Origin of the sequence: Brevundimonas sp., from assembly GCF_035935935.1 — a bacterium.
In the GTDB taxonomy this organism is placed as follows: Bacteria; Pseudomonadota; Alphaproteobacteria; order Caulobacterales; family Caulobacteraceae; genus Brevundimonas.
In genome coordinates this window covers 1-24,625 of sequence record NZ_DASYWO010000007.1, presented here as the reverse complement: position 1 = coordinate 24,625, position 24,625 = coordinate 1, and the positions used below count along the sequence as shown (strand labels likewise).

The following is a 24,625-nucleotide window of genomic DNA, read 5'->3' as shown; positions in this document are numbered from 1 at the left end:
CGGAGACGACGATGAAACTCGGCACCCCCCTGTCCGACACCGCCGTGCGCGTCATGCTGCTGGGGGCGGGCGAGCTGGGCAAGGAGGTGGCCATCGAGCTCCAGCGGCTGGGCGCTGAGGTGATCGCCGTCGACCGCTACCCCAACGCCCCGGCCATGCAGGTGGCGCATCGCAGCCACGTGATCCCGATGACGGATCCCCAGGTGCTCAACGGCGTCGTCCTGGCCGAGGCGCCGCACATCATCGTGCCGGAGATCGAGGCAATCGCCACGGAAGTCCTGGCCGACATCGAGGCGGCCGGCCTGGCGAGGGTGATCCCTACGGCGCGGGCGACGCAGCTGACCATGAACCGGGAGGGCATCCGCCGGCTGGCGGCCGAGGAGCTGGGGCTGGCGACCAGCCCCTACGCCTTCGCCGGGTCGGCGGAGGAGTTGAGGGAGGCGGCGCGCCGGATCGGCCTGCCGGTCTTCGTGAAGCCGGTCATGTCCTCGTCGGGCAAGGGGCAGTCGATGATCGACGCGCTGGAGGACGCCGGCAACGCCTGGACGTACGCCCAGTCCGGCGGGCGCGTGGACACGGCCCGCGTCATCGTAGAGGGCCGGATCGACTTCGACTTCGAGATCACCCTGCTCACCGTCCGGTCGATGCGCGACGGGCAGGTGGTCACCGACTTCTGCGACCCGATCGGGCACCGGCAGGTGAAGGGCGACTACGTCGAGAGCTGGCAGCCGCAGGCGATGTCGTCGGCGGCGCTGGCCGCCTCGCAGGAGATCGCGGGCAAGGTGACGGCGGCGCTGGGCGGGCTGGGCGTGTTCGGCGTCGAGCTGTTCGTGAAGGGTGACCAGGTCTGGTTCAGCGAGGTGTCGCCGCGTCCGCACGACACCGGCCTGGTGACGCTGGCCACGCAGGTGCAGTCGGAGTTCGCCCTGCATGCCCGCGCCATCCTGGGCCTGCCAATCGATGTGACCCGGCGCGACGTGGGCGCCAGCGCGGTCATCTATGGCGGCGTGGACGCGGTCGGGGTGGCCTATGAGGGCGTCGCAGACGCGCTGGCCGTTCCGTCCGCCGACCTGCGCCTGTTCGGCAAGCCCGAGGCGTTCGAGCGTCGGCGCATGGGCGTGGCCACGGCGCGCGGCGAGACGACTGAGCAGGCCCGCGAACGGGCGCGCGAGGCGGCGTCGAAGGTGCGGGTCGTCGCGCGCTAGTCCGCCGGCAGCGCCGCGACCGCGGCTTCCAGAACCACGTCGCGACCGGCCCGCCGGTCGGCGAGCGTCGGTTCGACCGCCACGTCGGGAACCACGCCCGCGCCCTCGAGATCCCGTCGCTCGCGCGGCGTCAGGATGATGTTGAGGCTGAGCGAGAGCACGCCGCCGTCCGGCAACTCGACGTAACGGGAGCCGATCACCGCCCCCGCGCTGGTCTGACCGACCACCGGGCCGCGGTCGTACTCCTGAAAATGCGCCGCCAGAAGCTCGGACGCGCTGCCGGACGCGGGACCGATCAGGATGGCGACCGGCCCGGTCCAGACCGTCGCGCGCGGACGCGTGACGTATTCGGTGTCGATGAAGCGTCCCTTCTGGCGGGCGTAGGCCACCTGTCCCTCGTGCAGCATGGCCACGATCTCGCCGAGAGAGGCCAGCAAGCCGCCGCCGTTGTCGCGCACGTCCAGCACGACGCCGCGCGGGGGATCGGCCCGCATCGCGGCGATCTGGTCGTCAAGCCAGGCCACGGAAGCGTCGTCGAACCGGTCGAAGCGCAGCACGACGATGCCGTCGTCGCGCCGCGTCGCCTCGTGCACCGGACGCGCGGGAAGTTCGGCGGCCGTGACGTCCAGCGCCTGAACGGCGCCGTTCTCGTCCTCGAAGACGAAGGCGTAGGTCTGGCCGAGCGAGGGGGTCACGGCGGTGAGCTCCGACCGGCCGTTCACGCTGACGATGCGCCAGCCCACCTGGACGCCGGCGGCGAGGGCCGGACCTTCGGCCCGCACGCGGGTGACGATCCAGTCGTCGCCGATCCGCGTCGCGGACAGGCCGAAGCCGGCGCCCGACTGACCCAGTCGCGTCGCCTGGAGCTCGGCGCGGCGCGCCGGCGAGGTCACGCTGGTGTGGCGATCGTCCAGCAGATCGAACAGCGGATGCATGCGGGCGTAGAAGTCGGTCTCGGTCGGCGCCGAAACCGTCGCCTCGCGGCGCGCCGCCGCCTCGCCCGCCCAGTTCACCCCGCGATGATCGCCGTCATAGTAGTGGCGCGCCACGTGATCGACGGCCGCGTCGTAGACCCTGGCGTTCAGGGCGCGCCGCTCTGCGGAGCCGTCGGCGACCGCCACAGGGGGCGGGACCACGCCGTCCACCGCGAAGGGCAGGTTCGGCGCGCAGCCGGCCAGCAGGAGGAGCGCGCCGAGGACCGGCGCGAGACGCCGCAGCATCATGGGGCCTCGCGCGCGCCGGCCGCGGCGGCCTCGGGCGGATCGGCCAGGGCGGCCAGCGCCGCCTCCAGCGCTGCGTCCGACGTGGGCGTGACGACGTCGGGGCGGACGCCGGCCTTTTCGAGCCTGACCCCGGACACGGTGACGAAGTCGGCGCGGCTGAGCGTCAGGCGTCCGCCGTCCGGCAGATCGGTGTCCCGGGAAATCAGGACGGCGCCGGACGTGGGGGCGCCCACGATGACGGCGCGGCCGGACTCCTGTAGGGCGGCGGGCGTCAGCTCCGCGGCGGAACGGCTGCCCGGACCGACGAGGACGGCCAGATCGTTGGGAACCGGCGCGGTCAGTCCACCGCACGGCGCGCGCGTCGTCAGCAGACGGCGGGGCGCCTCGCGGCCGGTCTGCCAGGCCCACGGCACGCCCTGCGGCAGGAAGCAGCCGAGCACGGCCTCGGCCTCCCACAGGCGACCGCCGGCGTTGGCGCGCAGGTCCAGCACCACGTCGACGTCGGGCGGCAGGTCGCGCAGCTCCTCGCCCATCCAGCGCCCCATGCCGGGATCGAAGGCGCGCGCGCTGAGGATCAGCACGCCGGGGCGCGACCGGTCCGCGACGAAGACCGGGATCGGCGGCATCACCCGCGGCATCAGGTCGAACGCGCGTCGTGCCTCCCCGTCCTGAAAGACGACGTGCACGGGAGTCCCTTCCACCACGTCGTGGTCCGGGGTCCAGCCTCCGGCGTCGGTGGCCAGGCGCCAGCCGATCTGCACCCCCGCGTCGGCCGCGGCCGAGCCTTCGCGGACGGACTGGACGCGATAGCCGCCGTCGTCCTCGCGCGAGACGGTGACGCCGATGACGGCGCGGTCGCGATGCTGGGCGTCGGCGCGCCGCACCGAGGCGGGCGAGGCGGCGGCGGCATGGGCGTCGTCCAGCAGGTCGAGCATGCCGTTGATCGCCGCATAGAGCTGGCCGTCGTCCTCGGCGGCCAGGGCCTGCGGCCGCCACGTCTCGCGCGCGGCGTCCCAGTCGACGCCCTTCAGCGCGGGGTCGTAGTAGTCGCGTCGCACCTCGGTCCAGACGCGGTCGAAGACGCGGGCGTTCATCCGCTCGCGGTCGGAGCTCGACGCGCGGTCCGCCGCCGCGACGGCCGTGACCGCCACGTCCTGCGCGGCGACCATCGGCGCGCAGAGAAGCGCCGCCCCGAGCAGGGCGGCGCCGAGCATGGAATTCGCGTGACGTCCGGTCTTCATGGCCCGGACGATAGAGTCGGCGCGGCCCCGCCCGCAAGCGGGACCGCAGACGGCTTCACCGGGCCGCCGGCGCCGGGGCGCGACGGGTGAAGACGCGGACGTCGGCGCCGCCGCGCTCGCCCTCCTCCAGCGCGCCGGACCCGTCGGCGTCCATCTTGCGGAAGCCTTCGCGCATCGGGGCGAGGAACTCGTCCTCGGTCACCCGACCGTCGCCGTTCGCGTCGAGATCCCCCGGACCGTCGAGGGCGCCGTCGGGTCCGCCCACGGTGTGGACGAAGACATGGGGGGCGCCGGGCGCGCCGGGCGCGTGCGGCGGATGGGGCGGATGCGGCGGCGGGGGCGGCGCGCCGGGGGCGCCCCGCATGATCCGCGTCTCCACGCGGACCTCGCGGCCGTCCTCGCTGGTCCAGGTGGCCGTCTCGCCGCCTTCCGGACCGCCCATGACGTAAACGTGCCGACGTTCGCCGTCGCCGGTGACGATCGGACCGCCGGTCCAGACCATCGGACCGCCGTGGCGGATCATGACGTCGTGCTCGCCGGGGCCGCCGGCCTGCAGTTCGTCCGTCGAAAGCCGGCCGTCGCCGTCCTTGTCGAGCTGCCCGAAATGGTCGGTCATGGGCGCGGCGAACTCGTCGCGCGTGACGAAGCCGTCCCCGTCCTTGTCCAGACCGGGGCCGCCGTGCATGCGGATCATCACCCGCTCCGGAGGGGCCGGGGGCGCGGGCGGCGGCGGCGGGTCCTGCACGGCCAGCGTGAGGGCGGCGGCGAGGGGCAGGGAGATCAGCATGGCGGGTCCTGAGAGCGTTCGCGATGAGGGCAGGTCACCATGCGCCGCTTGCGCGCGTGTTTCATCCCCGGCCGGATTTGTTTCACCGGTGAAATGACGTCGCCGCGAAGCCCCGCCATGATGACGCCGATGACCGACGTTTCCGCGCACGTCCTCGTGGTCGACGACGACCCCGGCATCCGCGAGGTGCTGATCGAATATCTGTCCCGCCACGGCTATGAGGCCGAGGGCGCGGCGTCGGCCGCCGAGATGGACCGCGCGCTGCAGGCGCGGCGGCCCGACCTGATCGTGCTGGACGTGATGATGCCCGGCGAGGACGGCCTGTCCGTCGTGCGGCGGCTCGCCGGAAACGGACCCCCGATCGTCATGCTGTCGGCGATGGGCGAGGACACCGACCGGATCGTGGGGCTGGAGCTGGGGGCCGACGATTATCTGCCCAAGCCGTGCAATCCGCGCGAGCTGCTGGCCCGCATCCGGGCCGTGCTGCGGCGCCCGCGGGAGGCGGAGCCGGGCGACGAGGGACCGGCTCTGGGCTTCGCCGGCTGGCGGCTGGACCTGATGCGACGGTCGCTGACCCGACCGGACGGGCAGGAGGTGGTGCTGTCGGCGGGGGAGTTCGCCCTGCTGCGCGCCTTCGCCGAGTCCGCCGGGCGCGTGCTGACGCGGGACCAGCTGCTGGAAAAGGCGCGGGGGCAGGACGCCGACGTGTTCGACCGGGCGGTGGACGTCTCGATCAGCCGGCTGCGCCGCAAGCTGGACGACGGTTCCGGACTGGAGCTCATCCAGACCCTTCGGGGCGAAGGATATCGGTTCGACGCGAAGGTGACGCGGCGATGAGGCGGCCCGGCACCCTGCCCGTCTTCGTCCAGGTGGCGGCGCTGGCGGCGACGGCGGTCGCGCTGTCGCACGCCGTGGCGTTCGCCGTCGTGCTGCTGTCGCCCGACCCGCCGCCGGCCGGCTTCAGCCTGGAGGCGGCGGCGACGGCTCTGGAAGGTCGGCCCGCGCGCACCAGCGACGGCAAGCGGCTGCAGCGACGGGTGGATGCGCGCCCGGTCACCGCCGGCGACGACCGGCCTGCGGATCCCCTGGAGGCCGGGCTTGCGGCCGCCCTGGCCAACCGGCTGGACGCGGCGCCCTCAGAGGTGCGGGTGCGCATCGACGGCGAACGGCACGCCTTCAACCGGCGGATGCCGGGCCCGGCGCCCGTCCGCGCCCGCGTCGAGGAGAGCACGGTCTACGTGATGACGCCCGGCGCGTCCGTCGCGCCGCCCGCGCCGCCGCCGGAACCGCCCCCTCCCCCGCTCCCGACGGGCGTGGATTTGCGCCTGAGGACGCCCGATGCGCCGCCCGCTCCGGCGCCCGGCCGCGTGGTCGTGAACGAGTCCGGCGTGCGGCAGTTCACCGTGACGACCGACCGCCTGACCTTCGCGCCATTCTCGGCGTCGTTGCGGCTGGAGGACGGACGCTGGGCGACGGTGGAGCCGCCGCGGGGCCTGCTGTCGCCCTGGCAGTCGCGGCTGTTGCTGGCGCTTGCGATCTCGCTGCTGCTGCTGGCCCCATTGGTCTGGTGGATGGCGCGCCGGCTGACGCGGCCGATCCGTGTGTTCGCGGCGGCGGCCGAGCGGCTGGGCGCGGACCCGGACGCGGAACCGCTGACGCCCTCGGGCCCCTCGGAGGTGCGCACCGCCATCCACGCCTTCAACGACATGCAGGCCAGTCTGCGCGATCACATGCGCCGCCGCACGCAGACCGTGGCGGCGATCGCGCATGACCTGCGCACGCCGCTGACGCGCCTGCGCTTCCGCGCCGAACAGGCGCCCGACGCCTTGCGCGACCGGATGGCCGCCGACGTGGAGGAGATGGACGCCCTGATCGCCCAGGCCATGGCCTATGTTCGCGGCGAGGCGCCGCCGGAACGGGTGGAGACGTTCGACCTGACGGCGCTGGCCGGCGACTGCGCGCGCGGCTTCTCCGAAACCGGCGAAGGCGTGACGTTCACGGCGGGACCGGAACTGCGGGTGCGGGCCGATCCGACGGCGGTGCGGCGCGCGGTGGCCAATCTGGTCGCCAACGCCCTGAAGTATGCGGGGTCCGCCCGGGTTTCGACGGCGGCGGTCGACGGCCGCGCCGCGGTGCGGGTCGAGGACGACGGACCGGGCCTGCCCGACGACCAGCTTCAGGCGGTGTTCGAGCCGTTCCACCGCGCAGAGCCCAGCCGCAATCGCCAGACCGGCGGCGCGGGACTGGGCCTGACCGTCGCCCGCCAGGCCGCCCGCGCCCACGGCGGCGAGGTGGTCCTGATCACCCGGCCCGAAGGCGGCCTGACCGCCGAACTGACGCTTCCGCTTTCCGAGGAGATGTCCTGATGCGCGCCCTGATCGTCGCCTGCGCCCTGATGTGGGGCGGCCCCGCGCTGGCCCAGGAGGCGCCGCCGCCGCGCCAGACGGTGGCCGCCGTCGCGAACGCGGTGCGAGAGGTCTACTTCGATCCCGCCAAGGGCGACCGCATCGCCGACGCACTGGAAGCCGAGGCCGCGTCGGGCGCTTTCGACGCCCTGACCGATCCGCGCGATCTGGCCACGGCGTTGACGGTGCGGCTGAAACCGGAGGACGCCCACTTCAACGTGACCTGGAACCCGCAGGCGTCCGAGACGGCGCCGCCTCTGCCCCGCACGGGCGGGCCGCAGGGCCCCGCTCCGTCCGGCCCGCGCACGCCGCCGCCGGGCATGGTGCGGGGCAACTTCGGCTTCACCGACGTGCGCATTCTTCCGGGCAACGTCGGCTATGTGGAGATGAAGTCGTTCGCCGACATCTTCTTCGGCGACCCTGACGATCCCGCGCGGAAGCGGGCGGATGCGGTGCTGGACTTCCTGTCGGGGACCGACGCGGTGATCATCGACCTGCGCGACAACGGCGGCGGTGCGCCGTCGATGGTCGGCTATCTGGTCAGCGCCTTCGTCGGGCCGGACCGGGACGTGTACAACGTCTTCCACAGCCGGGACGGCACGGAGCGCGAGGCGCCGGAGGCGTTTCATCCCGCGCCGCGGCTGGACGTGCCGGTCTACGTCCTGACCAGCGGGCGGACGGGCTCGGCGGGCGAAGCCTTCCCCTACACCCTGCAGGCGGCGGATCGGGCGACGATCGTAGGCGAGGCCTCGGGCGGCGCGGCCAACCCCGGCGGCATGGTGCCGGTCGGCGGCCGGTTCGCGGTGTTCGTCTCCGGCGGCTCTCCCCGAAACCCGCTGACGGGCGGCAACTGGGAAGGGACCGGCGTCGTGCCGGACGTCGCGACGCCCTGGGACCGGGCGCTGGAGACCGCGCACCTGCTGGCGCTGGACGCCATCGTGCAGAAGGACCCCGCGCGGACCGATGCCCGATGGGCGGCGCAGGCCCTGCGGACGGCGCCGGTCGCCGTCGACCTGGCTCCCTACGTCGGCGGCTACGGCGAGTGGACGGTGACGGCACAGGACGGGCGGCTGCTGGCGACGCGCGGACGTCGGCCGCCCCTGACGCTGGTTCCGCTGGGCGACGACGTGTTCAGCCGAGCCGGCGATCCGGGCACGCGGGTGACCTTTTTCCGCAACGCGGACGGCGGCGTGGGCGGCTTCGACGTCGCGGGTCCGGGCGGATCGGGTCCGCGCTTCCGGCGAACGCCCTGAGCGAAACACTCGATCACGCCTTGTTACGCGTCCGGGGTTGATCCCCGGGCGCGCCGGTTCCATTGAGGCGCCCAACGAACACTCAAGCCTCGGGAGCCCCCACCATGACCGTCCGCGTCGCCATCAACGGCTTCGGCCGCATCGGCCGTCTCGTCCTGCGCTCGATCGTCGAGCACGGCCGCCGCGACGTCGAGGTGGTGGCGATCAACGACCTGGGTCCGGTGGCCACCAACGCCCACCTGCTGAAGTACGACAGCGTCCACGGCCGCTTCCCCGGCACGGTCACCTCGGGCGAGGACTGGATCGACGTCGGCCTGGGCAAGATCAAGGTCACGGCCGAGCGCGATCCCGCGAACCTGCCGCACAGGGACCTGAACGTGGACATCGCGTTCGAGTGCACCGGCATCTTCACCGCGCGCGACAAGGCCGAGGCGCACCTGAAAGCCGGGGCAAAGCGCGTGCTGATCTCGGCGCCCGGCGAGAACGCCGACAAGACCATCGTCTTCAAGGTCAACCACGAGACCCTGACCGCCGACGACGTGATCGTGTCGAACGGCAGCTGCACCACCAACGCGCTGGCCCCGGTGGCCAAGGTGCTGCACGACCTGTTCGGGATCGAGCGCGGCTACATGACCACGATCCACGCCTACACCGGCGACCAGCCGACGCTGGACACGATGCACAAGGACCTCTACCGCGCCCGCGCCGCCGGCCTGTCCATGATCCCGACCTCGACGGGGGCCGCCAAGGCGCTGGGCCTGGTGCTGCCGGAGCTGAAGGGCAAGCTGGACGGATCGTCCATCCGCGTGCCGACGCCGAACGTGTCGGTCGTGGATCTGAAGGTCGTCGCCGGCCGCGAAGTCACCGCCGACGAGATCAACAAGGCGCTTCAGGCCGCCGCCGACGGCCCGATGAAGGGCGTTCTGGCCACGACCCTGGACCCGGTCGTGTCGATGGACCTGAACCACGTCTCCGCCTCGTCCACCGCGGCGCTGGCCCAGACCCAGGTCGTCGACGGCAAGCTGGCCCGCGTGCTGAGCTGGTACGACAACGAATGGGGCTTCGCGACGCGGATGAGCGACACCGCGCTGGAGATGGCGAAGTTCCTGTGACTTCGGACGACCGCTATCAGGAGCAAGGCGAAGGCGCGTTTGTGCCCGGTCGAGGCGCAGCACTCGTCAAGCTCCTTGAAGCGCGTGATGGCCTGCTCACTCTTTTGGTACTCGAAGATGGGCGCGTGCACCGCTCGTTCAATGTCGCTGCTGGTCGCGACATCGGCGCGGAGTGGGAACACGTAAGCACAAACATTTCCCCCTTCCTCGACGCAGAACCCAGCGAGTTTCTGCTTACCGGCGAGATCGTCGAGGTCGTCGATCCAATAGATTCCAGCACTCTCTACAGGCGCCACGACGCATGACCTTCCGCACCCTCGACGACGCCTCCGATCTCGCCGGCAAGACCGCGCTGGTGCGGGTGGACTTCAACGTGCCGATGGAAGGAGGCAAGGTCGCCGACGACACGCGGCTGCGCGCGGCCCTGCCGACGATCCAGCGGCTGCGGGACGCGGGAGCCAGGGTGGCGCTGCTGGCGCATTTCGACCGGCCCAAGGGCAAGGTCGTGCCGGAGATGAGCCTGAAGCCCGTCGTGCAGCCGCTGTCCGACCTGCTGGGCGCGCCGGTGCGGTTCGCCGACGACTGCGTGGGGGACACGGCGAAGTCGGCGGTCGCGGAGCTGGACGCGGGCGGGGTGATCCTGCTGGAGAACGTCCGCTTCCACGCGGGCGAGGAGACGAACGATCCGGCCTTCGCCGCCCAGCTGGCGGAGGTGGGCGACCTCTACGTCAACGACGCCTTCTCGGCCGCGCACCGCGCCCACGCCTCGACCGAAGGGCTGGCGCGCCTGCTGTCCGCCTATGCCGGGGAAAGCATGCGGCGGGAGCTTGAGGCGCTGGACGCGGCGCTGGGCAATCCGGTCAAGCCGGTGATCGGCATCGTCGGCGGGGCCAAGGTCTCGACCAAGCTGGACCTGCTGAAGAACCTGGTCGGCAAGTTGGACCGGCTGGCCATCGGCGGCGGGATGGCCAACACCTTCCTGTTCGCGCAGGGCGTGGACGTCGGCGGCAGCCTGGCCGAGCGCGACATGGCCGACACGGCCCGCGAAATCCTGGCCGAGGCCGAGGCCAAGGGCTGCGAGATCCTGCTGCCCATCGATCTGGTCGTGGCGACCGAGGTGAAGCCGGGCGCCGAGGCCCGCACGGTCAACGCAGGCGACGCCCTGTCGGACGAAGACAAGATTCTGGACGCCGGCCCCGGCTCCGTCGCCCGGCTGACCGCCGCGATCGACGCGTCGAAAACCCTGATCTGGAACGGCCCGCTGGGCGTGTTCGAGGTGCCGCCGTTCGACGCGGCGACCGTGGCCGTGGCGAAGCACGTGGCCGGGCGCGCCAAGGCCGGCGCCCTGACCGCCGTCGGCGGCGGCGGCGACACCGTCGCGGCGCTGAACCACGCGGGCGTCGCGGACGACATGACGTTCGTCTCAACCGCCGGCGGCGCCTTCCTCGAATGGATGGAAGGCAAGGCCCTGCCGGGCGTCGAGGCCCTGCGCGCCTGAGGCCACACCCGGCGGCTGCCCCGTTCCAAGGGTGTTACATTGCGTGACTTCGGCGCGCGAGGGCGTTAGAGGCTGGGCAAAACAAGACTTCAGGAGACGCCCGCGATGGCCCGCATCACCCTGCGCCAGTTGCTCGATCACGCCGCCGAGAACGACTACGGCCTGCCCGCCTACAACATCAACAACATGGAGCAGGGCCTGGCGATCATGGAGGCGGCCGAGGCCGTCAACGCGCCGGTGATCATCCAGGCCTCGCGCGGGGCGCGGTCCTACGCCAACGACGTGGTGCTGGCCCGCCTGATCGACGCCCTGACGGAGCTGTATCCGCACATCCCGGTTTGCATGCACCAGGACCACGGCAACGGCCCGGCGACCTGCGCCACGGCGATCCAGTACGGCTTCACCTCGGTGATGATGGACGGTTCGCTGGAAGAGGACGCCAAGACCCCCGCCAGCTATGAGTACAACGTCGACGTGACCCGCCGCGTGGTCCAGATGGCGCACAGCTGCGGCGTCTCGGTCGAGGGCGAGCTGGGCGTGCTGGGCTCGCTGGAAACCGGCATGGGCGAGGCCGAGGACGGCCACGGCTTCGAGGGCAAGCTGGATCACTCCGCCCTGCTGACCGACCCGGATCAGGCGGTCGACTTCGTGCGCGAGACCAAGGTCGACGCCCTGGCGATCGCCATGGGCACCAGCCACGGCGCCTACAAGTTTTCACGCAAGCCCGACGGCGCCGTGCTGGCCATGAACGTGATCGAGGAGATCCACCGCCGCCTGCCGGACACCCATCTGGTGATGCACGGCTCGTCCTCGGTGCCGCAGGACCTGCAGGACATCATCAACCAGTACGGCGGCCAGATGCCACAGACCTGGGGCGTGCCGGTCGAGGAGATCCAGCGCGGCATCAAGCACGGCGTGCGCAAGATCAACATCGACACCGACAACCGCATGGCCATCACCGGGGCCATCCGGAAGGTGCTGGCCGAGAAGCCGGGCGAGTTCGACCCGCGCGCCTATCTGAAGCCCGCCAAGGAGGCCATGCGCAAGGTCTGCATGCAGCGCTTCCAGGAGTTCGGCTGCGAGGGCATGGCCGACAGGATCAAGCCGCTGTCGACCGCCCAGATGGCCAGGCGCTACGCCGCCGGCGAACTGGACCCGCACTTCGGCAAGGCCTCGGCCGTCGCGGCCTGAGGCCGCACGCCGGCGTCAGTCGCGCAGCAGCTCGTTGACGCCGGTCTTGGCCCGCGTCTGGGCGTCGACGCGCTTGACGATGACCGCGCAATAGAGCGACGGCCCGCCGTTGGGATCGGGCAGAGAACCCGGCACGACGACCGAATACGCGGGCACCTCGCCGCGGAAGACCTCGCCGGTCGCGCGGTCGACGATTTTCGTCGATCCCGACAGATAGACGCCCATGGCGAGCACGGCGCCCTCACGCACGATGACGCCCTCGGCCACCTCCGCGCGGGCGCCGATGAAGCAGCCGTCCTCGATGATGGTCGGGTTGGCCTGCAGCGGCTCCAGAACCCCGCCGATCCCGGCGCCGCCGGACAGGTGCACGTTCTTGCCGATCTGGGCGCAGGACCCGACCGTGGCCCACGCGTCCACCATCGAGCCTTCGTCGACGAAGGCGCCGATGTTCACGAAGCTGGGCATCAGCACGACGTTCTTCGCGATGTGCGCGCCCCTGCGGACGATCGCGCCCGGCACGGCGCGGAAGCCGGCGTGCTGGAACTCCGTCGGCGTCATGTCGCCGAACTTGTTGGGCACCTTGTCCCAGTAGGGCCCGACGCCCGGCGCCCCGCTGTTCGGCCCGCGGTCGCCGGCGCGCATAAGGACGTTGTCGTTGAGGCGGAAGGACAGCAGCACCGCCTTCTTCAGCCACTGATGGGTCGTCCACGCGCCGTCGGCGCCGCGCGAGGCGACGCGGGCGCGGCCGGAATCCAGCATCTCCAGCGCCTGGTCGACGGCATCGCGCACCTCGCCGTGGGTGGCGGCCGAGACGTTGGCCCGGTCCTCCCACGCGGCTTCGATCACGGATTCCAGATGGTCGGTCATGCGGCGTCCCTGAGGGCGAGGGGTCGGAGGAAGTCCAGAAGGCGGTCGGCGCGGTGATCCACCCAGTCGCCGACCTCATGACCGTGCCCGTCGCCGATCAGGACGGTGGTCATGCCCAGCGCCTTGGCCGGCATCAGATTGCGGGGCGTGTCCTCGAAGAAGGCGGCCGCGTGCGGGTCGACCCCGAAGGCGTCGAGGAAGCGGCGGAAGGTGGCCGGCGCGGGCTTGGGCACCAGATCCATGTCCTCGATGCAGAAGACGCCGTCGAAACAGGCGGAGACGCCGATCCGGGCAAGCACGCGGTCCGCGTGCATCCGGGCCCCGTTCGTCAGGACGAACTTGCGGCCCGGCAGACGGGTCAGCAGGTCGCACAGCTCCGGGCTGGGCTCCAGCGTATCCAGAGGCACGTCGTGCACATCCTGCAAGAAGGCTTGGGGGTCGACCGCATAGTTGGCCATCAGCCCGGCCAGCGTCGTGCCGTGCTCGTTCAGGAACTGCAGCTGCAGCGCGCGCGCCTCGTCCTGCGGCAGGCCCACGGCGGCCATCATGAAGGCGTTGATCCGCTCCTGCACCAGCCGCATCACGCCCTGCTCGCGCGGATACAGGGTGTCGTCCATGTCGAAGACCCAGGCCGTGACCTGACGAAGATCGGTCATCCGGCCTTCACCAGGGTGCCGGCGCCCGTCTCGGTGAACAGTTCGACCAGCATGGCGTGAGGACGGCGGCCGTCCAGGATGACCACCGCCTCGACCCCTGCGCGAACCGCGGCCATGGCGGTCTGCAGCTTGGGGATCATGCCGCCGGTGGCCACGCCCTCCTCGATCAGGCGCGACGCCTCGCCGATCGTCATCTGGCGGATGATGTCGCCGTTCGCGTCCTTGACGCCCTCCACGTCGGTCAGCAGCAGCATGCGCTTGGCCGCCAGCCGGCCCGCGAGCGCCCCGGCCACGGTGTCGGCGTTGACGTTGTAGGTCTGGCCGTCCTCCGACACGCCGATCGGGGCCACGACGGGAACCCAGTCCGCGTCGGATTCCAGCAGGCGCGTGATCAGTTTCGGGTCCACCTCGGTCGGCTCGCCGACGTAGCCCAGATCGACTTCGTGCTCGATCATGCTGTCGGGATCACGCTTGGTGCGGCGGGTCTTCTCGACCGTCAGCAGGCCCGCGTCCTTGCCGGACAGGCCGATGCCGCGCACGTCGGCCTCCTTGCCCGCCACGGTGATCCAGTGGGCGATCTCCTTGTTGACCGCGCCCGACAGGACCATTTCGGCGACCTGCATGGTGTCGGCGTCGGTGACCCGCAGCCCGTCCACGAAGGCGGACTTCACCCCCGCCTTGTCCAGCATGGCGCTGATCTGCGGGCCGCCGCCGTGGACCACGACGGGGTTCACGCCCATCAGCTTCAGCAGGACGACGTCGGCGGCGAACTGCTTCGCCACGGCGGAATCGCCCATGGCGTGGCCGCCGTATTTGATGACCACGGTCTCGCGGTCATAGACCTGAATGTAGGGCAGCGCCTCCGCCAGGGTCCTGGCCGTGGCCCAACCCCGCTCTCCGGACTGGCGTTCGATCTCGTCCATGGCGCGCCCATAGCGGACCCGCGCGGCCTTAGGAAGGCGCGGAACCGCAACGGTCTCGCTTGTGGTTCCGCCGTTCTCGGATACGGTGTTCTCCAGACATAATTCCATGCCGGGTGGGTCACCATGTTCGACGCCTTCTCCTCGGGCCGTGAGGCCCCCGTTCGCACGTCGCCGTTCGTGGAGGGCGAAGGTCAGCCCGACTACGGGTTCGGCGCGATTTCCAGCTACGGCCTGTGCGCAGGCTGCGGCCGGTTCCACGGCGCGACCGACGCCACGGGCGACGGCTCACAGGGCGTCATCGTCAACGCGGACGACCGCGGCGGATCGGGCCCGAACGGCAAGCCATCCCTGAATCCGGCCGATGCCGGCGCCCAGATCACCCGCTCCAACACCACCTGGGCTGCGGCGATCGGCCAAGCCACGACGGTGACCTTCGCATTCCGCGGCTCGCAGCCGGGCACGAACGGCACGAGCCAAACGATGCCGAGCGACACGGCCGGCTACTCCAACTTCAACGCCGCGCAGATCACGGCGACGCTGCTGGCGCTCCAGTCGTGGTCCGACGTCGCCAACATCGTGTTCCAGCGGGTTCAGGACGTCGGCAGCGAGTATTCGGCGTCGAACAATGCCGCCATCCTGTTCGGAAACTACGCCACGGGCTCGGAAGGTGCGGCCGCCTTCGCCTACCTGCCCGCTTCTGCCGCCCAGAGCACCCTTGCGCGCGGGTCGCAGTACCAGCAGGGCGACGTCTGGGTGAACAGCAGCTTGTCCTACAACTCGACCCCCGTGCTGCTGAACTACGGCTACCAGGTCCTGACGCACGAGATAGGCCACGCCATCGGACTGTCGCACCCGGCGGCGTACAACGCCGGGCCGGGGGTTTCCATCACCTACGCCGAGCACGCGATCTATTTCGAAGACAGCCGCCAGTACTCGCTGATGAGCTACTTCAATGCCGAACTCACCGGCGGCGAGCACCGGGTCAACGGCACGGGCACGCGCTACTATTCCGCCGTCCCGCTTCTGGACGACATCGCGGCGGCCCAACGGCTGTACGGCGCCAACATGACCACCCGCACGGGCGACACCACCTACGGCTTCAATTCGAACGCCGACCGCGCCTGGTTCAGCGCCACCAGCTCGGCCAGCCTCGTGATCTTCGCCGTCTGGGACGCGGGCGGCACGGACACGTTCGACTTCTCCGGCTACTCGCAGAACCAGGTGATCGACCTGCGTCAGGGCGCGTTCTCCAGCGTCGGCGCCCTGATCGGCAACGTGGCGATCGGCATGGGCGCGGTCATCGAAAACGCGGTGGGCGGCTCGGGCGCCGATCAGATTCGCGGCAACTCGGCCAACAATCGCCTCACCGGCGGCGGCGGCAACGACGCGATCGACGGCGGTCTGGGTTCCGACACGGTCGTGTTCTCGGGCAATCGCAGCCAGTACACCATCACGTGGAACGGCCAGATCGGAACGGTCGTCGGGCCTGACGGGACCGACACCATCACCAACGTCGAGTTCCTGCAGTTCGCCGACCAGACGATCGCGGCCGCGCCGACCGGCGGCCTGACCGTTGCGGGCGACCCCACCGACGACGTCATGACCGGGACCGCGCTCGCGGACAATCTGGGCGGTCTGGCGGGCAACGACACCATCAACGGTCTGGACGGCAATGACTATCTGGACGGGGGGTCCGGCAACGACGCCCTGAACGGTGGCGAAGGCGACGACCTGCTGGTCGGCGGCCTAGGCGACGACGCGCTGAACGGGGGCAACGGTCAGGACGTGGCCGACTATGGCGGGGCCTCCGGCTCGGTCACCGTGTCGCTGGCGGCGGGCACTGCGAGCGGCGCGGCGGGGAGCGACACCCTCACCAGCATCGAGGAGGTGCGAGGCAGCACCTTCGCCGACGTGCTCACCGGCTCGGGCGGCGCGGACGTCATCCGCGGCGGCGGCGGCGTCGACGTGCTCAACGGCGGCGGCGGGAACGACCGACTCTACGCGGGGGCGCCCGGCATCGGCGGCGGCGGAGCTGACGTCACCAAGCCTTCGACCACGGTCAACAGCTCGACCGGAGCGGCGGTCGCGATCTCCTCGACGACGGCCTATGACCTGATGTCGAACCCCGCCATCGTGAACTCCACGACCGTGCCGCATGCCACGGTGGTGGCGACGGCGTCCGGAGGCACGACCGAGTTCTATGCCATCACGGTCAACAACGCCGGTCAGGTCACGATCGACATCGACGCGGCCAGCTTCGACAGCGTCCTCATCATCCGGGACTCTCTCGGCAACGAGATCGCCCGGAACGACGACTCCACCACGGACGCGGGCTCCAATTTCGAGGCCGGGCTGACCGTGAACCTGCCTCTGGGCGGGACCTATTACATCGAAGTCGCGCGCTGGGCCTCGAACCTGCCCGACGGCACCTTCACCTATCAGTCGCTGACCGCAGGCTCGACCTACACGCTGCACGTCTCCAACCCGCAGGCCACCGCGGTTCCCCTGACGCAGGTCGGCTCCACGCTGAACGGCGAGGCGGGCGACGACCAGCTGTTCGGCGGGACCGGCGTCGACGCGCTGAACGGCGGCGACGGCAACGACGTCATCACGGGCGGCGCCGGCAACGACGTCATCAGTGGCGGCATCGGCTACGACCTCGCCGGCTACGCCGGAGCGCGCAAGGCCTATGCGACGGTGAACTCCACGACGGTCGTCAGCCCGAACGAGGGCACCGACTCCCTGACGGGCATCGAGGCGGCCGCCTTCGTCGACGGTCTGGTGACGTTCAACGCCGACAGCCAGGCCGCGCAGCTGATGCGCCTGTACTCGGCCGCCTTCGACCGCGAGCCGGACGCCCTGGGCTTCCACATCCAGCTCGACGCCATCGAGAGCGGCGTGACCTTCTCGGAAATGGCGCGTCGCTTCCTCCAGTCGGACGAGTTCACCATCCGCTTCGGCGCGCTGAACGACACGCAGTACGTCCAGCGGCTGTACGCCAACGCCCTGAACCGCGCGCCGTCCAACAGCGAGATCAACGACTGGCTGGCCTTCCTCAACAACGGCGGCAGCCGCGAGGCTCTGATGCTGATCTTCGCCGAATCCGCGGAGCACCGGGCGATCAGCTGGTCGACGCTGTCGAACGGCCTTTGGGTCGGCGACAACAATGCGGAAGCCGTGGCCCGTCTGGCCGACACGGTGTTCAACCGCTTCGCCAGCGTGTCCGAGCTGGCGACCTGGGCGCCGGCGATCGGCACCACCAGCAGCCTGCTGGCGGTCGCCACCGCCTTCCTCGCCTCCAGCGAGGGCCAGGCGATGTACGGCGGCCTGACGAACAGCCAGTTCGTCGAGAAGCTGTACCAGACCGCGCTGAACCGCGCTTCCGACGCGGGCGGGCTGGCCGCCTATGTTTCCGGCCTTAACGCGGGAACCATCACCCGCGCCCAGATGATCGTCGAGTTCTCGGAATCCGCCGAACACCGCGCGATCGTGCTGCCGTCGCTGGTCGGGGGCATCACGACTTCGGGCCCGGCGGCGGCGCCGCAGGAATCTCCCGTCCAGGACGATGCCGGCCCGCAGGTCCTGCCGGCTACGGACGCAAAGGACGACGACGGTGACGCGCCCCAGACCGTGCCGGCCGACGCCGACGCCGGCGGCGGGAAGGACGCCGGACCGCAGGTGCTGCCGGGTCTGGAGGTCGAAGCTTCCGGCGGGAAGGACGACGGGGCTCAGGTCCTGCCGGCGCTGGAGGACGACGGCGCGTCGGCCAAGGAGGCGGGTCCGCAGGTTCTGCCCGGACCGACGCCGGACGCCGACGCGGCCAAGGAGACCGGCCCCCAGGTCCTGCCGACCCTGGACGACGACGCCTTCCTGCCGCTGCCGGCGGCCGAAGCCACGCGCGAGTGGACCGGTCTTTCGGCGCGTCTTGCCGGCGTCGAACTGGCCGCCGAACCGGTCGGCCTGGGCGTGGACGATTTCCTGCCGCTCACGCTGAAGCCGGAAGGGCCGCAGGTGCTGCCGACCGAAGCCGGGCTGGACCTCGACGGCCTCTTCGGCGCCTCGCCCGCCGAACTGGCCCTGCAGGACGCGCTGGCCGCCCTGACCCCGGACCCGTCGAAGCCGGTCGGCTTCGAGGCCGAGGACAGCTGGCATCAGCTGCCGGCCCACGACGCCTTCCAGTGACGACGGATCAGGCCTGAAGCCCTTCGGGCGGCTGGAGACCCCAGCCGCCCGAAGCAATTCCGGCCTGGAAGTCGGCGCGCGCCGACAGGTCGTCCGCGGCGCAGGCCATGAAGCCGATCACGCCGACGTCGACCCGCTCGCCGGGATGGGGCGGCCGCCCGTCCGGCGCGGCGGCGAAACTCAGGCGGATCGGCTTGTCGGGGCCGGGCGCGGCCGCCTCCAGCACCACCCAGCGGACCGCGCTGCCCAGCACGTGGCCCGCCCATGCACGATCGTCGGCCAGCCGAAGTTCGCAGGCCCGTCCCTCGCCCGGCGCATGCAGCCCGACGTGCAGGCGCAAGGGCGTGCCCTCGGCCAGGTCGATGCGGAAGACCAGTTCGGCGCCGCTGCGCGCGCGGCAGCCCCACGGCTCGGGCGGGGCCCAGCCTGCCCCCTCGCGGAAGATTTCGTCGGCGCGATCCCCACGCCCGATGCCCAGCGCCATCGACCGTCCGAGACGGTGGAGACGGCCGGCCAAGGCAAGCGGCCAGCCCTGTCCCGCCGCGTCGTCGCCCGTCGCCCAGCCGTCCACGGCCGCCAGCATGTCCCCGCCCAGCTCCGCCCACGGTCGCGGACGGAAACGATCGCGGATCCGGCGCTCCAGCAGCTCGCGCCAGTCGCCGTCGAAGGTCAGGCGCTCCATCGCCTCCGTCAGGCCGTTCAGATCGCCGGGCTGGAAATAGACCGCCAGATCGCCGCCGGCTTCCGGCACCGACGACCGGTTGGAGGCCAGCACGACCTTGCCGTGACACAGCGCTTCCGTGACTGGCAGGCCCCAGCCTTCGTAGAGACTGGGATACAGGGTGAAGAGGCAGCTGCGGTAGAGCCGGTCGAGGTCCGCGTCGGGCACGCCCGAGAGGATGACGACGTGACGCGCGAGCGCCGGATCGGACCGCAGGCGCGCGAACACGGCGTCGTTCAGCCACCCCCTGCCGCCGACGCAGACGAGCTTCGGCGTGCGCTGCGGTCCATGGCTCGCCAGCATGCGCTGCAGGGCGGCCAGCACCTCGACGTGGTTCTTCCGCGACTCGAGGGTCGAAACGAAAAGCATGAAGCCGCCCGGCGTCAGTCTATTGCGCTCCAGCACCGCGTCGTCGGACGCCGAAGTGGCGCCGGCCTTGCGGAAGTCGGCGTCCAGACGGACGACGCGGACCCGATCCGCGGTGACGTCGACCCCAAGACGGGCGGCGACGGACATGAGATCGTCCCGCGACGCCTCGGAGTTGGTCAGGAAGGCGTCGGCGTGGGCGAAGACGCCGAGGGCCCAGCTGACGAAATCGCGCACCAGCGGCTGGACGCAGTGCTCCGGCGCCATGACGGGAATCATGTCGTGGACGAAGGGCACGTAGCGCACGCCGAAGCGGCGCTTCGCCTCGCGGACCTTCAGGAAGTAGTTCTGCAGCCACCACGACGTGCCGAGGTTGATCAGCCAGGCGCCCGGCGGGAAAGCCAGCGTCGGCGCCAGCGTCAGCTCGGTGCGCACGGCGTCCAGCCGCACGCGCCAGCCCGCCTCGGCGAGATCGGCACCCTCCAGCGCGGCTCCGGCGACGTCCAGAAAGAGATCCGGGGGGATTTCCACCCACGCGTCCCGGGATTCCTCGAAGGCGCAGACCCGGCAACGCGGCTCGGTGGCCGGGTCCGTCAGGAGCGCCGACAGGACCTCGATCTGGACCCGCTGGATGCCCGTGGGCAGGCGCGAATGGGCGAAGTAGCCGATGAGGTCCGAGACGTCGAAGACCGCGACGGGACCTTCGGCCTCCGGGGGCGAGAGTGCGGGCAGCGCCGCGAGCCCGGCGCGAACCGCCTCGACGGCGTCGCTCGGCGCGTCGTCGCCGAGCGCGTCCAGCGCCTCGCCGAACACGCGGGCGAGGGCCGTCGCATCCGCCGACATCAGCCGCGTGCGCCGGGACGGAGGCCGAAGGGCGCGGGCCGTCTCGCGTCGCAGTTCGTCCGGAAGAACGGCGCCCCGCGCCACGGCGGCGCGCAGACCCTGCACGGCGTCGGTCATCGTCGTGTCCCGCGCCACGGCCCGGGCATAGGCCTCGGCCGCCGCGTCGACGCGGTCGCGGAGCGACATCAGATGGCCCAGCTGCATCCAGCTGTCGGCGACGGTCGGCCTCAGGTCCAGGGCACGGCGATACGACTCTTCCGCAGCGTCGAAGTCGCCGGACTCCTTCAGCGCGTGCCCGCGCTGGATCCACAGGTCGTCCCGCGCCGGGTCCAGCTCGAGCGCGGCGCCGTACAGCCGGGCGGCGCGCTTCCAGGCGCGGGCGTCGCGGGCCGCGTCGGCCGCCGCGATGCGGTCGCCCAGCCCGTCGCTCACGCCGCCCTCAGCCACGCGTAGACGTCCAGCGCCTCGCCGACGTCCTCGAACACCCGCCCCTTGCCGTCCTCGATGACCAGAGCGCGGTCGCAGTGGTCGCGGATCAGCCGGTCGTCGTGCGAAGCCATGATGAAAGCGCGGTCGGCGCGCCGGTCGAACAGCTCGACCCGGCATTTCTCCTGGAAGCGGGCGTCGCCCACCGCCACGACCTCGTCGATCAGGTAGCAGTCGAACTCCACGGCCAGCGACAGGCCGAACGCCAGCCGGGCCCGCATGCCGTCGGACCAGTGCTTGACCGGCCGCCGCATCGCCTCGACGCCTAGCTCGGCGAAGGCCTCCACCCGTTCCAGGGTCTGATCGAAGGGGCGGTCGTACAGCCGCGACAGGAAGCGGACGTTGTCCATGCCCGACAGGCTGCCCTGGAACCCCCCGCCGAAGCCGATCGGCCATGACGGTCGCATGTTCCACCGGACCGTGCCGCGCGTGGGGGTCCATGCGCCGCCGAGGATGCGGATCAGCGTGGACTTGCCCTGACCGTTGCGGCCGAGCACGGCCAGACGGCCGTTTCGCGCCAGATCGAAGTCCAGATCGGCGAACACCGGCCGCGTCGCCCTGGGCCACGACTTGGCAAGGCCGCGCACCGACAGACCGGAAGAAGTCGCGACCGCCTTCATGCCGCCTGCCTGTGCTCGCGCAGGCCCAGAACCAGCAGTCGGCCGACGCCCCAGATCAGCAGGGCGGACAGGAGGACGATCAGGATGGAGCGCCAGCGACGCGGCCGCGTCGCCTCGTCCGCCGCCAGCGGTCCCGCGATCCGTTCGAGATACAGCGATTGGCGTCGCGCCTCCTGCCGGGCCTCGACGAGGGCGGTGGTCGCCTCGGCCAGCTGGCGATCGGCGAACTGGCGCTCAAGGACCAGATCCTCATAGGCCGAGACCTGTGGCGCGAGGCTGTCGGCGGCGCCGGCGATCTTGGCGCGCTCGGCGGCGATCTGCCGCTCCAGCGCGCGGATGCGGCCGTCGAGGCTGGGAAGCTGCGGACTCTGCGGGGCCTCGGCGGCCAGCTGGGCGCGGTCGGCGCGCAGGGTGGCCAGCTGGGTGGTCAGGGCCACGATGACCTGGCCGCCCGCTTCGGCCTGCCCCTGCGGATCGATGAAGCGCTGGCGATTGCGGAAGCCCGTCAGGCGGGTGGACGCCAGCGCCAGACGGGCCTCGGCCTCGTCCACAGCGCGCGTCGCCTCGGCCACGGCGTCGGCCGCGGCGCGTTCGTTCAGCCGGTTGACCAGCCGCTCGCCGCCGCCCAGCAGGCTTTCGGCCAGCCGCCGGGCATCTTCCGGGCGATAGGCCTCGACGCGCAACACGCTGATGCCGGTCGTGGAGTCGTAGCCGACGGTCACGAACCGGCGGAAGGCCTTGTGCAGGCCCTCGACGGAGCGGCCCTCGCCCGGGCGCGGCCAGCGCGAGAAGGGGTCGGCGCCCGGCGCGCCCAGCACCGCCTCAAGCCGTGCCCGGTCGCGAAGTTCGACGACGGCGTCGCGCGACCGCATCCAGTCGTGGACGGCGAACGCGTCCGTCTGGGCCGGCGCCAGCCCCACGCCCTGAAGCGCCAGCCCGACGGCGCCCGGCGTCGGCTGCTGGCCCGCGCGCACGATGAAGCGTGCCTCAGAAACGTAGCGGGGCGAGGCGATCAGAAGAAAATAGACCGCCGCGATCAGCGTCGGCAGAACCACGACCGCAAGGAAGCCCCAGGGAAGCGGGCGGTCGGCGAACGGCAGGCGCGCGCGGCGACGCGCGGCCTCCATGCGCGGGAACAGGCCGGTCACCGGGGCGGGGCGTTCGGGGTCGCTCATGGGGTCCGCCATCAGGGCCGCGCCCTACTCCGTCTCGAGCCGGTCGCGGGCGCCGGCGGTGAGGGCCAGACCCAGAAGGATCAGGATCCCGCTCCAGACCGAGGCATAGACGGGATTCCAGTGGGTTTCCACGAATTCGCCGAAGACGCCCGCGCGCAGCATCTCCACCGCGTGCGGCAGGGGTATCCAGAGCACGGCCTCCTGCACCGCGGGCGGCAGCCAGGACACCATGAAGAAGGCGCCGGAGACCGGGATCATGGCGTAGGTCAGCAGCGGGACGATCCGCTCCATCACCGCGAACCGCTGTGCCAGCCCCGCGAAGATCAGCGCCAGGCCGAAGCCCATCAGACCCAGAAGACCCCAGCCGCCGTAGAGCAACGCCCAGTCCTGCGGCGCGCCGACCTGACCCAGTGCGGCGAGCAACACGTAGACGACGGCGAAGGCCGCGGTCGCGCCGACGAACTCCAGCATGTTGCGCGCCACATAGAGGTGCAGCACGGCCACGCCGCGGTGCATCAGCAGCCCGTGATTGGCGGACAGCGCATTCAGGCTCCAGCCGATCTGATGCCGCAGCAGCAGGAGCGCCATGTAGCCCGTCATGACCATCGGCCCCAGCCGCACCCCATGCTCGTACTCCGGGCGGATCAGCGCCCACAGGCCGAGGACGCCGAGGCAGAACAGCAGGGGCTCGCCCACCAGCCACAGGAAGCCGAGGCCGTCCCGCCCGAAGCGGGTGATGAGTTCACGCATCATCAGGGCGCCGACGACGCGGGAATGGGACTGCAGGGCGCGCACCGAACTCACGCCGGCACGATGCGGGGCCGCGTCGGCACGCGCAAGCGGCCGTTGACGGGCGACCGGTCGCCGGGCACGTCAGCGACATGAGCGGCGGAACGATCGCGATCATACCGGCCCGGGCGGGCTCCACGCGACTGCCGGGCAAGAACGTGCGGCCGATGGCCGGCCGGCCGATGGTCGCCTGGACGCTGGAGGCGGCGCTGGCGGCCACGACGCTGGACCGCATCGTGGTGTCCACCGACGACCCGGCCGTCGCGGCCGTGGCCGCCGGCATGGGTTTGCCGCCGCCGTTCATGCGCCCGGCCGGTCTCAGCGGCGCCGACGCCTCGGTCATGGACGCCGTCTCGCACGCGCTGGAGGGCGTGGGGGGAAGCTGGAGCCGGGTCGTCCTGCTGCAGCCGACGTCGCCGCTGCGCACGGCGGAGGACGTCGATCGGGTGGTGCAGGCGTGTCGCGACGCGGACGCCCCGGCCGCGATCGCAGTCTCGCCCCTGCCCAAACCCGCCGGCTTCTATGGGGTTCGCAGAGACCGAACGCTGGAAGACGCCGGCGCCGAAGCCGGGAATCTGCGGATCATCACCGGCGCCGTCTACGTCGGGCGCCCCGAGGTCGTGCTGCCCGCCGGGACCTTCCGCGTACCCGGCTGTCTTGCGGTCGATCTGCCCGCAGACCGGGCGTGGGACGTGGACACGGCCGAGGAGTTCGCGGCCTGCGAGGCGGCCCTGCTCGCGCGGCAGGCGTGAGCGTGGCCGCGGAACCACGGTCGCCCGCCTAAACCGAAGCGGCGCCGTTCTGGCTCGACCGTGGCCGTTCGCGCTGTTATGCAACCCGTGAGGCGGCATGTCCGCCGCACATATCGTGAACAGGGCTGAGGGATTTCCGATGCGTCTCAAGGGTATTTATCTGGCGTCCGGCGCCGCCGCCGCCATGGCGCTGTCGGCCGGCGCGGCTTCGGCGGATCCGCTGGGCTGGTACGGCGCGATCGACGCGGGCTGGCACAAGGCGGAGAACGTCTCGGCGTTCGCGTTCGACGGCACGGGTCCGGAGTTCGAGTTCGAAACGTCGGACGACTG

Annotated in this window: 20 protein-coding genes and 1 pseudogene; 11 read left to right on the top strand and 10 right to left on the bottom strand. The window is 71.5% G+C overall.

Going from position 1 to position 24,625, the window contains the following annotated elements:
- Window positions 1-11 precede the first annotated feature (11 nt).
- Window positions 12-1,205, top strand: coding sequence for a formate-dependent phosphoribosylglycinamide formyltransferase (purT, locus tag VGR32_RS08100; protein ID WP_327449714.1), 1,194 nt, complete (start codon window positions 12-14; stop codon window positions 1,203-1,205).
- On the opposite strand, the gene VGR32_RS08095 is transcribed toward purT, so the two are convergent.
- The 3 genes from VGR32_RS08095 to VGR32_RS08085 are packed head-to-tail and all read right to left on the bottom strand — an operon-like array spanning window position 1,202 to window position 4,456.
- Window positions 1,202-2,428: a S41 family peptidase gene (locus VGR32_RS08095; RefSeq protein WP_327449713.1), complete on the bottom strand. Its 1,227-nt coding sequence runs from the start codon at window positions 2,426-2,428 to the stop codon at window positions 1,202-1,204. The genes purT and VGR32_RS08095 overlap by 4 nt on opposite strands.
- Window positions 2,425-3,669: a S41 family peptidase gene (locus tag VGR32_RS08090; RefSeq protein WP_327449712.1), complete on the bottom strand. Its 1,245-nt coding sequence runs from the start codon at window positions 3,667-3,669 to the stop codon at window positions 2,425-2,427. Before VGR32_RS08090 ends, VGR32_RS08095 begins: the two co-directional genes overlap by 4 nt.
- A 55-nt stretch (window positions 3,670-3,724) precedes the next feature.
- Window positions 3,725-4,456 (bottom strand): hypothetical protein, encoded by a 732-nt coding sequence (locus VGR32_RS08085; RefSeq protein ID WP_327449711.1) that lies wholly within the window; start codon window positions 4,454-4,456, stop codon window positions 3,725-3,727.
- Window positions 4,457-4,585: 129 nt separating this feature from the next.
- Here VGR32_RS08085 and VGR32_RS08080 point away from each other — a divergent pair, with 129 nt between their 5' ends.
- The 7 genes from VGR32_RS08080 (at window position 4,586) to fba (ending at window position 11,915) form a co-directional block, all read left to right on the top strand.
- Window positions 4,586-5,293: a response regulator gene (locus VGR32_RS08080; RefSeq protein ID WP_327449710.1), complete on the top strand. Its 708-nt coding sequence runs from the start codon at window positions 4,586-4,588 to the stop codon at window positions 5,291-5,293.
- Complete coding sequence (locus VGR32_RS08075; RefSeq protein ID WP_327449709.1) at window positions 5,290-6,822, top strand: ATP-binding protein; 1,533 nt, start codon at window positions 5,290-5,292, stop codon at window positions 6,820-6,822. Before VGR32_RS08080 ends, VGR32_RS08075 begins: the two co-directional genes overlap by 4 nt.
- Window positions 6,822-8,114: a S41 family peptidase gene (locus VGR32_RS08070; protein ID WP_327449708.1), complete on the top strand. Its 1,293-nt coding sequence runs from the start codon at window positions 6,822-6,824 to the stop codon at window positions 8,112-8,114. The genes VGR32_RS08075 and VGR32_RS08070 overlap by 1 nt, the downstream gene beginning before the upstream one ends.
- Before the next feature lie 104 nt (window positions 8,115-8,218).
- Window positions 8,219-9,226, top strand: a complete 1,008-nt coding sequence (gene gap, locus VGR32_RS08065) for a type I glyceraldehyde-3-phosphate dehydrogenase (RefSeq protein WP_327449707.1) — start codon at window positions 8,219-8,221, stop codon at window positions 9,224-9,226.
- Window positions 9,223-9,531 carry a hypothetical protein gene (locus VGR32_RS08060; RefSeq protein WP_327449706.1) on the top strand — a complete coding sequence of 103 codons (309 nt, stop codon included), beginning with the start codon at window positions 9,223-9,225 and terminating at the stop codon, window positions 9,529-9,531. Before gap ends, VGR32_RS08060 begins: the two co-directional genes overlap by 4 nt.
- Complete coding sequence (locus tag VGR32_RS08055; RefSeq protein ID WP_327449705.1) at window positions 9,528-10,724, top strand: phosphoglycerate kinase; 1,197 nt, start codon at window positions 9,528-9,530, stop codon at window positions 10,722-10,724. The genes VGR32_RS08060 and VGR32_RS08055 overlap by 4 nt, the downstream gene beginning before the upstream one ends.
- 105 nt (window positions 10,725-10,829) lie before the next feature.
- On the top strand, window positions 10,830-11,915 hold the full coding sequence (gene fba / locus VGR32_RS08050; RefSeq protein WP_327449704.1) for a class II fructose-bisphosphate aldolase: 1,086 nt from the start codon (window positions 10,830-10,832) through the stop codon (window positions 11,913-11,915).
- Between the two features lie 15 nt (window positions 11,916-11,930).
- Here the strand turns inward: fba and dapD are convergent, their stop codons facing one another.
- The 3 genes from dapD to argB are packed head-to-tail and all read right to left on the bottom strand — an operon-like array spanning window position 11,931 to window position 14,361.
- Window positions 11,931-12,782 (bottom strand): 2,3,4,5-tetrahydropyridine-2,6-dicarboxylate N-succinyltransferase, encoded by an 852-nt coding sequence (gene dapD / locus VGR32_RS08045; protein ID WP_327449703.1) that lies wholly within the window; start codon window positions 12,780-12,782, stop codon window positions 11,931-11,933.
- Complete coding sequence (locus VGR32_RS08040; protein WP_327449702.1) at window positions 12,779-13,438, bottom strand: pyrimidine 5'-nucleotidase; 660 nt, start codon at window positions 13,436-13,438, stop codon at window positions 12,779-12,781. The genes dapD and VGR32_RS08040 overlap by 4 nt, the downstream gene beginning before the upstream one ends.
- Window positions 13,435-14,361, bottom strand: coding sequence for an acetylglutamate kinase (argB, locus tag VGR32_RS08035; protein WP_327449701.1), 927 nt, complete (start codon window positions 14,359-14,361; stop codon window positions 13,435-13,437). The genes VGR32_RS08040 and argB overlap by 4 nt, the downstream gene beginning before the upstream one ends.
- Before the next feature lie 123 nt (window positions 14,362-14,484).
- Between argB and VGR32_RS08030 the strand changes: the two genes are divergently transcribed.
- Entirely contained in the window at window positions 14,485-18,543 is a 4,059-nt protein-coding gene (locus tag VGR32_RS08030) for a M10 family metallopeptidase C-terminal domain-containing protein (RefSeq protein ID WP_327449700.1), read from the top strand.
- 7 nt (window positions 18,544-18,550) lie between these two features.
- Here the strand turns inward: VGR32_RS08030 and VGR32_RS08025 are convergent, their stop codons facing one another.
- The 4 genes from VGR32_RS08025 to VGR32_RS08010 are packed head-to-tail and all read right to left on the bottom strand — an operon-like array spanning window position 18,551 to window position 23,558.
- On the bottom strand, window positions 18,551-20,905 hold the full coding sequence (locus VGR32_RS08025; RefSeq protein WP_327449699.1) for a glycosyltransferase: 2,355 nt from the start codon (window positions 20,903-20,905) through the stop codon (window positions 18,551-18,553).
- Window positions 20,902-21,579, bottom strand: coding sequence for an ABC transporter ATP-binding protein (locus VGR32_RS08020; RefSeq protein ID WP_327449698.1), 678 nt, complete (start codon window positions 21,577-21,579; stop codon window positions 20,902-20,904). Before VGR32_RS08020 ends, VGR32_RS08025 begins: the two co-directional genes overlap by 4 nt.
- On the bottom strand, window positions 21,576-22,754 hold the full coding sequence (locus tag VGR32_RS08015) for a chain-length determining protein (RefSeq protein ID WP_327449697.1): 1,179 nt from the start codon (window positions 22,752-22,754) through the stop codon (window positions 21,576-21,578). Before VGR32_RS08015 ends, VGR32_RS08020 begins: the two co-directional genes overlap by 4 nt.
- A 24-nt stretch (window positions 22,755-22,778) precedes the next feature.
- Window positions 22,779-23,558, bottom strand: a complete 780-nt coding sequence (locus VGR32_RS08010; protein WP_327449696.1) for an ABC transporter permease — start codon at window positions 23,556-23,558, stop codon at window positions 22,779-22,781.
- A gap of 77 nt (window positions 23,559-23,635) precedes the next feature.
- Here VGR32_RS08010 and VGR32_RS08005 point away from each other — a divergent pair, with 77 nt between their 5' ends.
- Both VGR32_RS08005 and VGR32_RS08000 read left to right on the top strand, forming a co-directional pair.
- Window positions 23,636-24,295: an acylneuraminate cytidylyltransferase family protein gene (locus VGR32_RS08005; protein WP_327449695.1), complete on the top strand. Its 660-nt coding sequence runs from the start codon at window positions 23,636-23,638 to the stop codon at window positions 24,293-24,295.
- Between the two features lie 97 nt (window positions 24,296-24,392).
- Window positions 24,393-24,625: pseudogene (locus tag VGR32_RS08000) on the top strand (hypothetical protein); the annotation flags it as partial.